Raw genomic sequence first — 13,603 nt, forward strand, 5'->3', positions numbered from 1 at the left:
AGACAATGCTAACCCAAAAACACATAAGAATAAAAATATTTTTCATTGACAAAACCTCGATATAATCGAGCTTCTACAATCTCACAACATAACATTATCAAAGTCATATCTTGACAAGTATCTTAAAATCTTAAAGGGATTAAAAAAGAGAATTTCTTACTTCATCTTAAAGAATGTGAATTTAGATATAATAACAGTAAAGATACAAAAACCTTCTATCATATTTTACTAAAGATGATAAGAGAGAATCCGCTTAACTTATCTTGAGCCAACTATATTATAGATATAGTACATTAGCTATATCAACCAATCCTTCTCTCCTTTCCAAGCTAACAAATAGAACTTTCACCATATTTAAATATCCTTATGTTTGCAGTAGCGAGCAAATGCAAAATCTACACAATCAATCCATTATATAGTTCTTGTCCGTAAAATAATGATATTTAGATGTTTTCTGGTTATGCTATCTAAAAATTTAGAATGGCAGTGCTCAAAACCTATTTGCCCCCAGCGCCGCCCTCACCTCGTCGCTCGCCATCTCGATACTCCACGCAGGCTCCCATACGAGGTCTATCTCGCACTCTTTTACGCCGTCAACATTCAGTACCGCCGTCTCGACCCAGCCAAGTATCATCTCGTGTAGCGGGCATGAGCGCGTAGATAGCGTCATCGTGACCTTTGCTTTGCCGTTCTCGTCGCAAGCGGCGTCATAAATGAGCCCCAAGGATACGATATCAAAGCCCACTTCTGGATCGACGATATTTGAGAGTGTGGCATAGATTTTTTCTTTCATTTTTCTTCCTTTATTCCAAATTTCGTAAATTTAAAAACATTTATCATATTTATCGCGACCAAAACGATGCTAACTAGCAGGCAAGCCACGCCGCAGTGCGCGAGCGATTTTATCTCCAGCCAGACGCCAAATTCGTAGAGCGCGAGTCCAATGGCATTAAAGCCGATACCGATATATGCAGGCTTTTTAAGGATCATCTGATCTAACAGCGGCACCTTTGTCTTACCCACGAACGGCGCTACATAGTGATACCAGATGAGAAACGGCGCGATCTTGTAAAGATGAGCCGCGATAAAGGCAAACAAAAAGCCATAAATCAGCATAAACACCGCCATATCGTATCTATCCGTCGCGATAAAAACGCAAAACAGCACGAAGGCCGCGAGCGAAAGAGCGATATTTACATTCCAGTAATCATACGCTTTGCGAACGCGCTTTTTTAGGATATATAGCGCCTCGGCGACAAAGCAAATAATCGCCGCTCCAAACGCAAAGTACGCGTAAATTTCACTAAAAAATAGCAAAATGCCAGCCAAAATATAAAACCCGAAGGCAAATTTACTAAGTGTAAATTTTAGATCGTGCGCGAGAGCAAACATCGGTAGCAGCACGGTTGCTACGCCGACGATGATAAAAAAGACAAAGCCGAGCACGAAATAGACGTGAAATTTAAGCGCGAACATAAAATCCATCGGCAAAGTGCCCGAAAGTATCATCAAAAGGCAAAATCCAAGCGAGATGCCCGCGAGCAAAAATATCGCCGAAACAAAGAGCATAAATGCTGCGAAGCTCTTTTTTTCATTATCCATAAAGCTAACGATATAGGTCGTGCCAAAAAACAGCAGCGCGAGAAAAAGCGCCATGCCGCCGCCGTGTATGAAGCCAGTTTTGCCACTGATCATCCCGTAGCTCATCGACGCTACGCCCACGCAGTAAAGGGCTAAATTTGCCACCGCGCCCTTGATCGTCGAAAACGGCTTTTCTAAAATCACCGAAGTGAGTTGATACAGCGCGCCGATGATGATGCTCATAACAAATCCGACGAAAAATATATGCAAAAATCCCGCCGTCTCAAGCCCAGCGATCGTCTCAAAATCCGCCGCGAAAAAGGCTGGGATACTCGCGATCAAAAAGCAAATGCCCGCGATAAAATAACCGCCCACCAGCTTAAAAGGCGGCGCAAAGGTGTTTAAAAGCATGGTCTATCTCAGTGACAAAGGCTCGTATCTACGTTTTTGACGTCTGCGCCCTGCTTTAGGCTAAAGGTCATCTTGACCGCCCCGCCCTCCAGATCCTCGCGCTCGACGTCAAACTGCTCCTCTATTTTAGGGATCAGACCGGCGGGGAATTTATGATTTACCATCACGATTTTGGTGTTTTGGTTTGCAAATTTAATCGCTACTAGCGCGTTTATCATAGGCTCAGGCAGCACGCACGGACGGCTGTCAAAGCCGACGAAATTCACGCCGCCTTCGCTATATCTATAAAACGGCACCGTCGCGCCCTCGGCGTTAAACTGCTCGGCGTCTTTGAAAAAATCGCTCATTTTTTATCCTTATTTTAAATTTGGATAATTATACTCTTATTTTGCGCGCGAGCGTCTTGACCTTGCTTAAGTGATAAATTTTGCATATTTTAATACAAAATAAATACAATTTCAATTTATTTTAAGGGGGGGGGGGGGTAAAATATGCTCGTAATTTCAACACAAAGGATAAAAAATGAGTCTATATCTTACTCTAAAAGATAAATTACCAAGCGATGCTTTTTATATGAAAGATAAACTTGATAATCTAAGCGAAGATAAGGCAAGAGCCGTATCGATGTTAAATCTTAAAAGCCCGGTGGTAGGCTTGGTTCTCGGGCTTTGTTTCGGTGCATTTGGCGTAGATAGATTTTATAAAGGCGATATCTTGCTTGGCATTTTAAAGCTTGTTACAATTGGAGGATTGTTTATTTGGGCGCTAATAGATTTATTTTTAGTTTATAAAGGTATTAAAAAAGACAATCTAAACCTACTAAATTTGACAATTATGTAAAGATTAAAAATGAACAATGTATTGTTAATAAATGAACTAAAATCAAGATTACCGTCAAATTTATATATGAATCTCGTAATGAGCAAAAAGCTTGAAAATTTAGACGAAGCTCAAAGTTCTCAACTTGCAACCGAGGCATCTTATATGAAAAAGCCTACTCTTGTATGGCTCTTTGCTTTGATGCTCGGAAGTTTCGGAGCACATAGGTTTTACGCGGGCAAGCCTACGGGCGGCATAGTTTTCATAATCCTTACGATATGGATGATCGCCGCATCCGTCTACAAGCCGAATGCCGGCATAGACAATATAATTCCGCTTATTTATATAGCTTCCGTAATCGACGGCGTTGTTTTATCGAAAAAAATAGCTGCTCAAAATTACCGAAAAGTTACGCTCGTATTGGACTGAAATGTTTATTACGCAGCTTGATAAATTTCCTAGCCATAGCCTATTTTTGGTAAGAGAGAAATTTAGCTCGTCAAATCAAAAACAGCAAGAAGCGTTAAATTTCGCAAATTTTAAAAACCCAACCGTTACGCTAATGCTCGGTATATTCTTAGGAATGTTCGGAGCCGATAGATTTTATATCGGCTCTATGGGCATAGGCGCCTTAAAGGCGTTTATATTATTTTTTATATTTGTGGTTTTAGGCATTATAGATGCGGCTCATATAGACGGTGTGATGAGCGATGGAGCATACGATGATGCTTTAGGTATCTCCGTGCTCATTCTTGTCGTCTATCTTATTTTTGTAGCCGTTGATATATTTTTATCGTTTAAAGCTTGTAAAGAGAAAAATTTACAGGCTTTTATTGAAATTTTAGAAATTTATAAAAGATAAATAGGAGAAAAAATGAAAAAAATTATCTTTGGGGCGTCCGCTGCACTTCTGCTCGCAGGATGCGGTTCAAATGTGGATTTAGTAAAAGACGGAGTAATGGAATTTGACAAAAGCATTACCGTAGGTGATGCGATAGATAACTACAAGGCATGCAAGAGCGTAAAGTGGAGCGAATTTACCTCTACCGACAAACGCGAAGTAGTCGAAGCCAGATGCACGCTAAAAGACGAATATAAAAGCAAATACGATATCTCCGTCGAAGGCTCGATAGAGCTTACCATACAATTTAATATAAACAAAGATGGAGAAACGTTTGAGTTTAGATATGCCGGCATAAGCGCGGACGGTAAAGAAACGCCCGATCTTGGCGCAGAAGCGCTGGCGGCTATATATGCAAACGACGATTCTTAATCGGCAAAGGCCTTTAAAGATTATTTCACTAAAATCACAAGGAAATTTATGATAAAAGCATGCATTCAAAGTCCGAAATTTCAAAATTGTATCATCGCAGTTATTGTTTTTAATGCCGTTATTTTAGGTATTGATACTATAGATATGGCTCCGCGATTTAAACAAATACTTCATATACTTGACGCTGCTTGCTTGGTTATTTATGTAGCTGAAATCATACTAAAACTCAGCGTTTATAAATTATATTTTTTCAAAAACGGTTGGAATATCTTCGACTTTATCATCGTCACTCTTTGCCTTGTGCCAAATATTGAAAATTTAGCGATACTAAGGGCATTTAGAGTACTAAGAGTGCTCAGGCTCCTTTCTATGTTTCCTAGAATGCGCCTTGTGGCAAATGCCCTGCTTAACTCTATAGCTCCGATGTTTAGCATAGTTTTTTACTCTTTATATTTTTTTACGTTTACGGGATATTATGCTTTAACCTTTTTGGCGAACGATTTCCCGAATTTTTCGGTTCGCTCGGCAGCAGTCTTTATAGTCTTTTTCAGATTATGATGCTTGAGAGTTGGTCGATGGGTATCACTCGTCCGGTTATCGCCGTGTTTCCTTACGCATGGATAGTTTTCGTAAGCTTTATCCTAATAGTTAGTTTTATAGTCTTAAATTTAGCTATAGGTATAATAGTAAATTCTATTTCCGAGCTTTCAAGAGAAAACCCAGAAGAAAATGAGTTGAACGAAATAAAAAACGAGATAAACGAGTTAAAAAACAGTATAAAAAATCTTAACTTGAAAGGATAAAAAACGAATATGGGATTATTTAATATAAAAAAACAAATTATAGGCGTATTGTTGGCGGTTATTATTTTAAACGGTTGCGGTTCAAATATCGATACGGTCAAAAAATCCACTCTAAAAATCGATGAAACGATAACCGTGGGCGATGCGATAGATAACTATAAAATGTGCAGCGCAGTTTCATGGAGAGAATTCGAGACGGATAATGGCAGGCAAATAGTAGAAGCGTCCTACGATATCAAACAATCATACAAAGAACAAGCCGAAAAAAGATATCGACTCTCGCTTCAAAGCGCCAAAGACGCTAAAGATGAAATGCTACAGCATGATCAAAAATATCTTGATGAAAGAATATCGAATTACCAAAAAGAATTTGAAAAAGAAAAGGAAATATATTCGTTTGAAAATGCAAAGAAAAAAATACAAAATAATATAGATTATCACAAAAAATATATAGAGCAAGAAAAAGAGGAAGCAAAACTACAAGATCAAAGATGCGAGAAACAAAGCGACATAAAAAGATGCAAAGAGACCAATCAATGGATATTAAACAAACGCATAGAAGACTCCATCAAAATCGTAAATTATGATTACAGCGAAGAATTTGAAAAACTCAAAAAGCAATCCGAAGAAGATATACGAAAGAAAAAAGAATACTTTGAAAATATGATCGAAGAGCAAAAGGCGAATTTTAATAAAAACAGAGAGCGATTTGCTAAGCAAAAGCAAGAAAGAATAGACGAGGTTGAGCAAAATTTAAAATCTTTTTTGGACTCTTATCGAGAAACAACAAAAATCGAATTAATTTTTCAATTTGCCATCAATAAACAAAACGATAAATTTCAACTCAAATATCTAGGGATACACAAACAATATATAGACAAAGAAGCTGAAGAAACCGCGCTTAATCCTCAATTAATACTAATGACGATTTACAATAATAGCGAGCTATCCGTTCCTTAAAATAACAATAAAATTTATTGCCATAAAACGGCAATAAATTTTTAATTCTTAAAAACAAACCACCTCAAGACCAATAATTTTACAAATCGTCAAAATTTAATTTTTACTATATTTTTAAAATAAAATAGCTAGTAGAAATTATTTAAAAACACAAAGACTGCCGTTTGGCAGACCAAATTCAATAACCAAAGCGGTCCTTTTACAGACTTAGCAATACCTCTTGTAGCCTTTATCGCAGAGTAGTTTTTTGCCCTCTTGTTTTAGGATTTCGTTTTTGCTTTCGCCGTTATAGGTCGAGTTTTGGTCGTCGCCGCCAACCTTTTCGCCGTTTACGTAAATATTAGCCGCATAAAGCCCAGACAAAAATACCAAGAAAATCAAAATTTGCTTCATATATCGCTTTCAATTAAATTTAATCTCCAAAGCGCAAGCAAATCGCAGTCCAAATTTAAAAGCGGGGGTGTCGAATTTTAGAAAAGCGAAACAAGCGCGCCGCTAATCAATAAGCTTAGAACGGTAAAACGGCGCAGTCAAATTTACGCCGCCTCGCCGCCAAAACAATCAAATTTTAGTGTAAAAAATGGCGCACGCCCGTAAAATACATCGCCATGCCGTGCTCGTTTGCCGCAGTTACGACCTCATCGTCGCGGATGCTACCGCCCGGCTGTATCACGGCCTTTACGCCCGCCTCGCTTGCGATATCGATGCTATCTCGGAACGGGAAAAACGCCTCGCTAGCAAGCGCGCAACCGCGCAAATCAAGCCCCATATCGCGCGCCTTAGCCACTGCCGCACGAGCGGCATCTACGCGGCTCGTCATACCCATGCCGATGGCGACTACGGCGCTGTTTTTCACGTAAACTACGCAGTTACTTTTCGTGAGCGCCGCGACTTTCCACGCGATCTCGAGGTCTTTTAGCTCATCCTCGCTGGCTGCGCGCGCGGTTTGTAGCTTCATATTTTCTAGCTCGCTAGCTTTCACCTCGTCGCTTTGTTGGTAGACAAAGCCGCCGTCAACGTGCTTGAAGTCGTATTTGTCGTTTGCGCGCTGTAAAAATTTATTGCCCTGAGTGAAAATTTTGATGCGTTTTTTGGCTTCAAATACCGCAAGCGCGTCCTCGTCCACGTTTGCGGCGATGATGACCTCGGCGTAGATTTCGTTGATTTTCTCAGCCAAAGCGCGGTCTAGCGTGCCGTTTATCGCCACGACGCCGCCGTATGCCGAGACGGGATCGCATTTTAGCGCCTCGACGTAGCTCTCGAGTAAATTTGATTTTACAGCAAAGCCGCAAGCGTTGGCGTGCTTTACGATGGCGACCGCAGGAGCGGCGTCAAAGCTGCTCGCAAGAGCCAAAGCAGCGTTAATGTCGGTGATGTTGTTAAAGCTAGCTTCGCCTTTTAGCGCGGTGAAGTTGTTGCTGAAAAAATAATCAAACTCGTATAGCGCGCCCTTTTGGTGCGGGTTTTCGCCATATCTCGCATCAAAAACCTTGCTACCGGCGATAAATTTCATCTCGCCAAAACCGTCGTTAAAGCGCTCGTTCATGTAGTTTGCTATCATCGAGTCGTAGGCTGCGGTGTGTTCGTAGGCTTTTATCATCAAATTTCGCCTAAAAGCGGCCTTTTCGCTCTCGTCCGCACCGCCTATGACGCGCAAAACCTCGTCATAATCAAGCGGGCTAGTGACGATATAAACGCTGGCGAAATTTTTAGCCGCCGAGCGCACCATCGCAGGGCCGCCGATGTCGATATTTTCGATGATCTCGTCAAAATCATCGGTGCGGATGGTGGTTTGTTTAAACGGATATAAATTTACGCAAACTAGATCGATGCCGCCGATGCCGTACTGCGCAGCCTGACTCACATGGTTTGCGTCGTTTCGCTTGTGCAAGATCCCGCCGTGGATTTTTGGATGCAGGGTTTTTACGCGCCCTTCAAACATCTCGGGCGAGCCAGTGTATTCGCTCACTTCGACCGCCTTTACACCCTGCTCTTTTAGCAGTTTGTGTGTGCCGCCCGTGCTTAATATCTCAAAACCGAGTCGCTCGAGTCCTTTGGCAAACTCTACGATGCCTTCTTTGTCGCTGACGCTGATTAATGCTCTCATTTATATTCCTTTCTTTATCGGTTTGTCTTTTGAGTGCTTTTTCGAGATTTTGCAAAAATTTCGCTCCGCAGGCTATATGCCTAGCGCACGCTCAATTTTGCTTCAAAACTCGAAAAATCATCTCAAAATACCGCGCCGAAATTTGGCTTAATTTTACAGAAATTTGACTAAATTTTAAAAACCTAAAGGCGAAGTATTTTTGATTTAGACGCGGCGGTTTTCAATTTTACGACGGGAGTTACCGAGTGGGTAATGACCGAGTAAAATTTAGAACCAACAAAGTATAAATCAAAAAGACAAGCCGCTAAGCCGTACGTTGTTTTATGGTTTCATATGCCTCATTTATCTCTTGCAGTTTTCTGGTACTCTTTTCTATCATCTCCTCGCTCTCGCCGCGCCCCATAAGGATATCGGGATGATATTTTTTTACGAGTTCGCGGTAGCGTTTTTTTACCTCGTCAAACGGCGCGCCCTCTTTTAGTCCAAGCACGTCGTAAGGGCTTTTAGCGCGTTTTACGTACGGATCGCTCTGGCCTCTCCCATCTTGCCGCCTTTGCCCGTAAAAATCGTCAAATCTCTTTAAAATCGACCAAAAATCGATCTCGTTAAGCCCAAATCCAGAGGCAATCTGCTCGATGACGTTGCGCTCGCTTTTACTGAAATTGCCGTCGATGTAGGCTAAATTTAACAAAAACGATATCTTCGCAGCTGCGGCGTCTTGACTAAGACGAAAACGATCTCGGTACTGCCGCGCGATAAAATAGGCGTTATGCACCGTCTCTTTTTCGCGGTTATAGATCTGCTTTAGCTCCGCCCTCATCGCTGCGTCGTTACCGAGCCTTAGAGTGATATCATCTAGCGTCTCGCTGATGAGGCGAGCCTCTAGCTCATTTACCCTGCCGTCGCTTTTGGCGACTTTAGCAAGCAGGCTAACTAGAAATTTAGCCTCTTCAAACATCGCTCTTTTTCGCGAGCCGCCTAAATTTACGGGATTTTGACTAAAATTTGAAACCAGATAGTAAATCCCGCAAAATATCAAAAACCAAAAAATGAAACTCAAAATATCACCATAAATGATAAATCGTATTTTTGAGTTTGCCGCCCACTAGCTCGTTCTTACGCCACGAGCTCTCGTCGTTCATCACGTTCCAGCGGCGCTCGTCTGGGCGGTAGAACCAATCTTTGTCGATCTGATAATAAATCTGCTTGCCGTTTGCCTCAATGATGTTTGCGATGTTGTTGTCGTGGTAGCTGTTCTCGTCGTAGTCGGTAAACGCGCGCTGTCCCATCTCGGAGTAAAGAAGCGTGAGTTCCTGAAGCATCTCGTTTAGCTCGTTGTCCATCTTTTGCACGTGCAGTCCGATCTCCTCGGCCTCACGGAAAAGTATCGGATAGTCATGCGCCGGATAGTCGCTGTTTAGGCGCTCGGAGATGTTTTGGATCTTTGATTCGTCGGTCATATGGTAGCGCAAAAGCTCGCAGCAGATCTTTAGCGAGAGCGAGCTGGCTCGGTCTACGGCGCCAAAAACTAGCGGATGGATGTAGTTGTATAGCGATTTATACGGGTTTTCGTCATTGTCTTTTTCGTGCATTTTCCACAGCTTTATCACGCGGTTTAGCTCGTCCATCGACACGCTAACGCGCTCGTTGCCGTTATCTATCGGGCTCATCGCGTGCTTTAGCGAGGTATCGACGGCAGTTAGATACGCTAGCGGACCCATCACGATCTCGTTTGCGCCTAGCGCCATCATCGTCGCAGCCGACGCGCAGTTAGCCGGGATGAGAGCGGTGATGTTTTTGCAGTAGTTTCGCAGAGTGCTGATGATACGAAGCGCTGCGATACCGCTGCCGCCGTCGCTTTTGATAAACAAAAATGCGTTTTCTATCTTTTTACCCTTTAAAATTTCATACATCGCGCTCGCGTCGTTGCCGCAGACGCTGCCCGCGTTTGAGTTGTAGTAGGTGATGAGCGTGCCGCCCAGTTTGGCCTCGACCGCCTTTAGTACCTGCTGAGTCTCGCTAAATAGCACCGGCGGCTTAGCTACGCTTTTTTGATCCATTCCTCTGCCCTCCTTTTGCGGCTGTTCTTCTTCTTTGTTGTTTAAAAAGTCTTTCCAAGACATCTACTTTCCTTTCAAATTTTGGTTAAATTTTCACGGTCTTTGATATCGCTTGTAAAATTTGGCGCTAAAATGCTTGAGCAAACGCCGCCGAGACGAGTTAAATTTAGCAAGCGAGTTAAATTTACGCCACTCAAATTTAACCTGCCCAGCGGCGTCAAATTTTAGTCCTCTTGGCGGATGATTGCGGCAAATTTATTAAAATAAACCTCGCTCACATCGCTTAGCTTTTCTTCGATATCGTTTAGCTTAAATTTATCTCCGCCTACGCTGCCGATTTTTTCAAATTTGACGCCGTGCTTTGCAGCTAGAGCTTCAAATTTAGCCTCGTCTTTTACGCCGACGATCGCGCGCGAAAAGCTCTCGTCAAAGATGAAACTCGGCTTTTTAACGTCAAATTTGCACTCCGCGCCAAGTCCGCTTAGGCACGCCATTTTTGCTAGCGTTATCGCTACGCCGCCCACGCCTACGCTGTTTGCAAACTCTAGCGCGCCCGATTTGTTTGCCTCGATGACCAAATCCCATAGCGCGCGCTCTTTTTTATAGTCCACCGCGGATAGCTCGCCGCCCACCGCGTCAAATAGCGCCTTAGCGTAAAGCGACGCGGCAAATTCGCCCTTCGTCTCCCCAAGCACGTATATCGCCGTACCGGCGCGCATAAAGACGCTCGGAAGGCTTGCGTTTGCGTCCTCGTTCACGCCCACCGTCACGATCGCGGGCGTCGGATAGACGCTCACGCCCTCGGTGTCGTTATATAGGCTCACGTTGCCGCTGACGACCGGCGTATTTAGTTTGCGACAAGCCTCTTTGATGCCTTCGCATCCCTGTGCGAACTGCCACATGACCTCTGGGTTTTGCGGATTGCCGTAGTTTAGGCAGTCGGTGATAGCTAGAGGCGTCGCTCCGCTCATCGCGACCTTTCGTCCAGCCGCCGCGACCGCTCTAGCCGCACCGATTTTGGGACCAACGAAATTTGCCCTCGGGTCGCACTGTGCCGCCATCGCGATCGCCCTGCCCGTTTCTTTCACGCGGATAACCGCAGCTCCGAGGAGTCCGGGCTGCTTGATGGTGTTTGTTTGGATATTTGCGTCGTATTGATCGTAGATCAGCGACTTGTTTAGCACCTCTGGCTCGCCAAGCAACTTCCAAAACGCGGTTTTATTATCCGCACTCTCCGGGATTTGCAAATTTTTGATCTCGTCTAGGTATTTTGGGCGCGCAGTCGGTCGGTCAAGCACCGGAGAGGCTTCGCTAAGCGGCGCTATCGGTATCTCGCCAGCTAGCTCGCCGTGCCAATAAAGCTCCATCACGCCGCTGTCTGTGACCTCGCCGATGATCTCGGCGTCGAGGTCCCATTTTTTAAATATCTCGAGTATCTTTTGCTCACAGCCTTTTTTGGCGCAGATGAGCATACGCTCCTGAGATTCGCTCAGCATTAGCTCATAAGGCGTCATGCCGGTTTCGCGCATAGGTACGCGGTCTAGATACATCTTCATACCGCTACCACTGCGTCCGGCCATCTCAAAGCTACTAGACGTTAGCCCTGCCGCGCCCATATCCTGGATACCCACGACGTAGTCGGTTTTAAATAGCTCCAAGCATGCCTCCATCAGTAGCTTTTCAGCAAACGGATCGCCCACCTGCACGGTCGGACGCAGGGATTTGTTCGCGTCGTTAAAGCTATCGCTCGCCATCACAGCGCCTCCGAGCCCGTCGCGGCCCGTTTTTGAACCCACGTAGATCACGGGATTGCCGACGCCTTCGGCTCTGCCGTAAAATATCTCGTCACTCTTGCAAAGCCCAAGCGCAAATGCGTTTACTAGGATATTGCCGTTAAAGCTAGGATCAAACGTCGTCTCGCCGCCGATAGTAGGGATGCCCATACAGTTGCCGTAGTGAGCGATACCTGCGACCGCGCCTTTTAGCAGGTAGCGCTGTTTTTTCGCATTTTTGCTCTCGCCCCTCACCTCGCCGAAGCGTAGCGAGTTCATATTCGCCACGACCCTCGCGCCCATCGTAAATACGTCGCGCAGTATCCCGCCCACGCCCGTCGCCGCGCCCTGAAAAGGCTCGATGAAGCTTGGGTGATTGTGGCTCTCCATCTTAAACACCGCCGCGACGCCGCCTCCGACGTCGATGACGCCCGCGTTCTCGCCCGGGCCTTGGATCACCCACGGAGCTTTGGTCGGGAAGCCGTTTAGGTACTTTTTACTCGACTTGTAGCTGCAGTGCTCGCTCCACATCGCGGAAAATATCCCAAGCTCGAGCAAATTTGGCTCTCTGCCTAGGATCTTTAGGATCTCTTCGTACTCTTGGTCGCTGATTTTGTGCGCTTTTACGGTAGCTTTGTCCATTTTTAGCCTTTAAAAAATTTTGGTTGATTTTACTTAAATTCGCATAAAAAGATAATAAACCAAAGGGGCGAAAGCGGGGTAAATTTGACAGGTGAAACAAGAGGCTAAATTTAACACGGCAAGCTAAAAATATTCTGTTTGTAGTTATTGATCCGGCTCTGAATTTAACCGAAAAATTGGCATTTTTACGGCGCGGGTCACGGCGAGCGGCTCAAATTTTATACAAATGCCAAATTTGAAGTAGCTGTGGAAAATTAGAAATTTAAGTATATTAGTACATTAAATTTGATGCAAGCAAGTCCAATTCTGCGTCAAATTCAGTGGACGATTACCCGCCACAAACGACTACTTGCTCGGCATACTATAGTAGCAAAGTATGTTTAGCAGGATGCGTCCTTGCTTTTTGACGTCTTGCTCGATGACGTCTTGTCTAAATTTCGCAGAGGTCGCCTGCTCTTTAGCTTCGGCTAGTTTGCTGCTCGGTAGGTTAAATTTAAAGTCCAAATTTTTTATCTTAAAGCCTTTGTTTCCGACTATCTTCGCGTCGATCACGGTAGCAAAAAACTCATCAGACGCGCCCACGTAGTAGTTCGTCACGCTTCTAGCGCTTATAGGTTCGCCGCTAAAAAACGCCTTACAAACGGGAGATTTTTGCGCACTATAAACCACGCTCTCAAGGATCCCGCCGCCAAATTCGTAAAACTTAAATTTCTTTGAGTTTTGTAGCTTTTTTATCTCGTCTTTATCGCTCAAATCTACATTTTTACCGCTATCTAGATCAATCACTATCAGAGTTTTTACGCCGTCGCCGCTTGAGTAGACCCAGCCTAGATTTTGGCTCGCCGAGTCGCTCTCGCCCGGCGATTTCACCTCGGCTCTACCCATATAGTCGCCAAATTTCTCCTCTTTTTTGCCACCACTCATCTCGTAGACCGTAGTCTCGGTTATAAACCCGATCTGCTGTATGCTAGTGTCGTTTTCCATATATGTACGCAACCGCTAAACGCCAGGGCCGCAATAGCCGCTAGAAATAAATTTTTCATCTCGCACTCGCGTTTAAATTTGATAAAAGCGATCAGTTTTTAGGCGCGGCGCAAACGATGTTTGATAGGATTCGCTCCTGTTTTTTAGCGTCGGCGTCTATGACTTTGCTCCTAAATTCCGCCGATCGAGCC

General features: G+C 44.2%; 14 protein-coding genes and 2 pseudogenes. 7 read left to right on the forward strand and 9 right to left on the reverse strand.

The window, feature by feature from the left end:
• Window positions 1-132 precede the first annotated feature (132 nt).
• Window positions 133-267: pseudogene (locus CSUNSWCD_RS11795) on the forward strand (IS1595 family transposase); the annotation flags it as partial.
• Window positions 268-490: 223 nt separating this feature from the next.
• Here CSUNSWCD_RS11795 and CSUNSWCD_RS09515 read toward each other — a convergent pair.
• The 3 genes from CSUNSWCD_RS09515 to CSUNSWCD_RS09525 are packed head-to-tail and all read right to left on the reverse strand — an operon-like array spanning window position 491 to window position 2,339.
• Window positions 491-793 carry a metal-sulfur cluster assembly factor gene (locus CSUNSWCD_RS09515; RefSeq protein WP_009496395.1) on the reverse strand — a complete coding sequence of 101 codons (303 nt, stop codon included), beginning with the start codon at window positions 791-793 and terminating at the stop codon, window positions 491-493.
• On the reverse strand, window positions 790-1,992 hold the full coding sequence (locus tag CSUNSWCD_RS09520; protein ID WP_009496397.1) for a hypothetical protein: 1,203 nt from the start codon (window positions 1,990-1,992) through the stop codon (window positions 790-792). Before CSUNSWCD_RS09520 ends, CSUNSWCD_RS09515 begins: the two co-directional genes overlap by 4 nt.
• Before the next feature lie 8 nt (window positions 1,993-2,000).
• Window positions 2,001-2,339, reverse strand: coding sequence for a hypothetical protein (locus CSUNSWCD_RS09525; RefSeq protein WP_009496399.1), 339 nt, complete (start codon window positions 2,337-2,339; stop codon window positions 2,001-2,003).
• 175 nt (window positions 2,340-2,514) lie between these two features.
• On the opposite strand from CSUNSWCD_RS09525, the gene CSUNSWCD_RS09530 reads away from it, so the two are divergent.
• The 6 genes and pseudogenes from CSUNSWCD_RS09530 (at window position 2,515) to CSUNSWCD_RS09555 (ending at window position 5,847) form a co-directional block, all read left to right on the forward strand.
• Window positions 2,515-2,832 carry a TM2 domain-containing protein gene (locus CSUNSWCD_RS09530; RefSeq protein ID WP_009496401.1) on the forward strand — a complete coding sequence of 106 codons (318 nt, stop codon included), beginning with the start codon at window positions 2,515-2,517 and terminating at the stop codon, window positions 2,830-2,832.
• A gap of 9 nt (window positions 2,833-2,841) precedes the next feature.
• Entirely contained in the window at window positions 2,842-3,240 is a 399-nt protein-coding gene (locus CSUNSWCD_RS09535; protein WP_034964800.1) for a TM2 domain-containing protein, read from the forward strand.
• Window position 3,241: 1 nt separating this feature from the next.
• Window positions 3,242-3,673: an NINE protein gene (locus tag CSUNSWCD_RS09540; protein ID WP_009496405.1), complete on the forward strand. Its 432-nt coding sequence runs from the start codon at window positions 3,242-3,244 to the stop codon at window positions 3,671-3,673.
• 12 nt (window positions 3,674-3,685) lie between these two features.
• The gene (locus tag CSUNSWCD_RS09545; RefSeq protein WP_009496407.1) at window positions 3,686-4,084 is read left to right on the forward strand and encodes a membrane lipoprotein lipid attachment site-containing protein; all 399 of its coding nucleotides are present in this window, start codon (window positions 3,686-3,688) and stop codon (window positions 4,082-4,084) included.
• 48 nt (window positions 4,085-4,132) lie between these two features.
• A pseudogene (locus tag CSUNSWCD_RS09550) lies at window positions 4,133-4,887 on the forward strand (ion transporter).
• A 9-nt stretch (window positions 4,888-4,896) separates the two neighbouring features.
• Window positions 4,897-5,847 (forward strand): phage tail tape measure protein, encoded by a 951-nt coding sequence (locus CSUNSWCD_RS09555; RefSeq protein ID WP_009496413.1) that lies wholly within the window; start codon window positions 4,897-4,899, stop codon window positions 5,845-5,847.
• A gap of 207 nt (window positions 5,848-6,054) precedes the next feature.
• Here CSUNSWCD_RS09555 and CSUNSWCD_RS09560 read toward each other — a convergent pair whose 3' ends face one another.
• The 6 genes from CSUNSWCD_RS09560 to CSUNSWCD_RS09585 form a co-directional block, all read right to left on the reverse strand.
• Window positions 6,055-6,240: a hypothetical protein gene (locus tag CSUNSWCD_RS09560; protein WP_009496414.1), complete on the reverse strand. Its 186-nt coding sequence runs from the start codon at window positions 6,238-6,240 to the stop codon at window positions 6,055-6,057.
• A gap of 175 nt (window positions 6,241-6,415) precedes the next feature.
• On the reverse strand, window positions 6,416-7,954 hold the full coding sequence (gene purH, locus CSUNSWCD_RS09565) for a bifunctional phosphoribosylaminoimidazolecarboxamide formyltransferase/IMP cyclohydrolase (RefSeq protein ID WP_009496416.1): 1,539 nt from the start codon (window positions 7,952-7,954) through the stop codon (window positions 6,416-6,418).
• A 304-nt stretch (window positions 7,955-8,258) separates the two neighbouring features.
• Window positions 8,259-9,014 (reverse strand): TerB family tellurite resistance protein, encoded by a 756-nt coding sequence (locus tag CSUNSWCD_RS09570; RefSeq protein ID WP_009496420.1) that lies wholly within the window; start codon window positions 9,012-9,014, stop codon window positions 8,259-8,261.
• A 4-nt stretch (window positions 9,015-9,018) separates the two neighbouring features.
• On the reverse strand, window positions 9,019-10,077 hold the full coding sequence (locus CSUNSWCD_RS09575; protein WP_009496422.1) for an SDH family Clp fold serine proteinase: 1,059 nt from the start codon (window positions 10,075-10,077) through the stop codon (window positions 9,019-9,021).
• Window positions 10,078-10,238: 161 nt separating this feature from the next.
• The gene (purL, locus tag CSUNSWCD_RS09580; protein ID WP_009496426.1) at window positions 10,239-12,428 is read right to left on the reverse strand and encodes a phosphoribosylformylglycinamidine synthase subunit PurL; all 2,190 of its coding nucleotides are present in this window, start codon (window positions 12,426-12,428) and stop codon (window positions 10,239-10,241) included.
• Window positions 12,429-12,773: 345 nt separating this feature from the next.
• Complete coding sequence (locus CSUNSWCD_RS09585; protein ID WP_009496428.1) at window positions 12,774-13,412, reverse strand: DUF8095 domain-containing protein; 639 nt, start codon at window positions 13,410-13,412, stop codon at window positions 12,774-12,776.
• Between the last annotated feature and the right edge of the window lie 191 nt (window positions 13,413-13,603).

The sequence above is a fragment of the Campylobacter showae CSUNSWCD genome, assembly GCF_000313615.1.
Classification (GTDB): Bacteria; Campylobacterota; Campylobacteria; order Campylobacterales; family Campylobacteraceae; genus Campylobacter_A; species Campylobacter_A showae_A.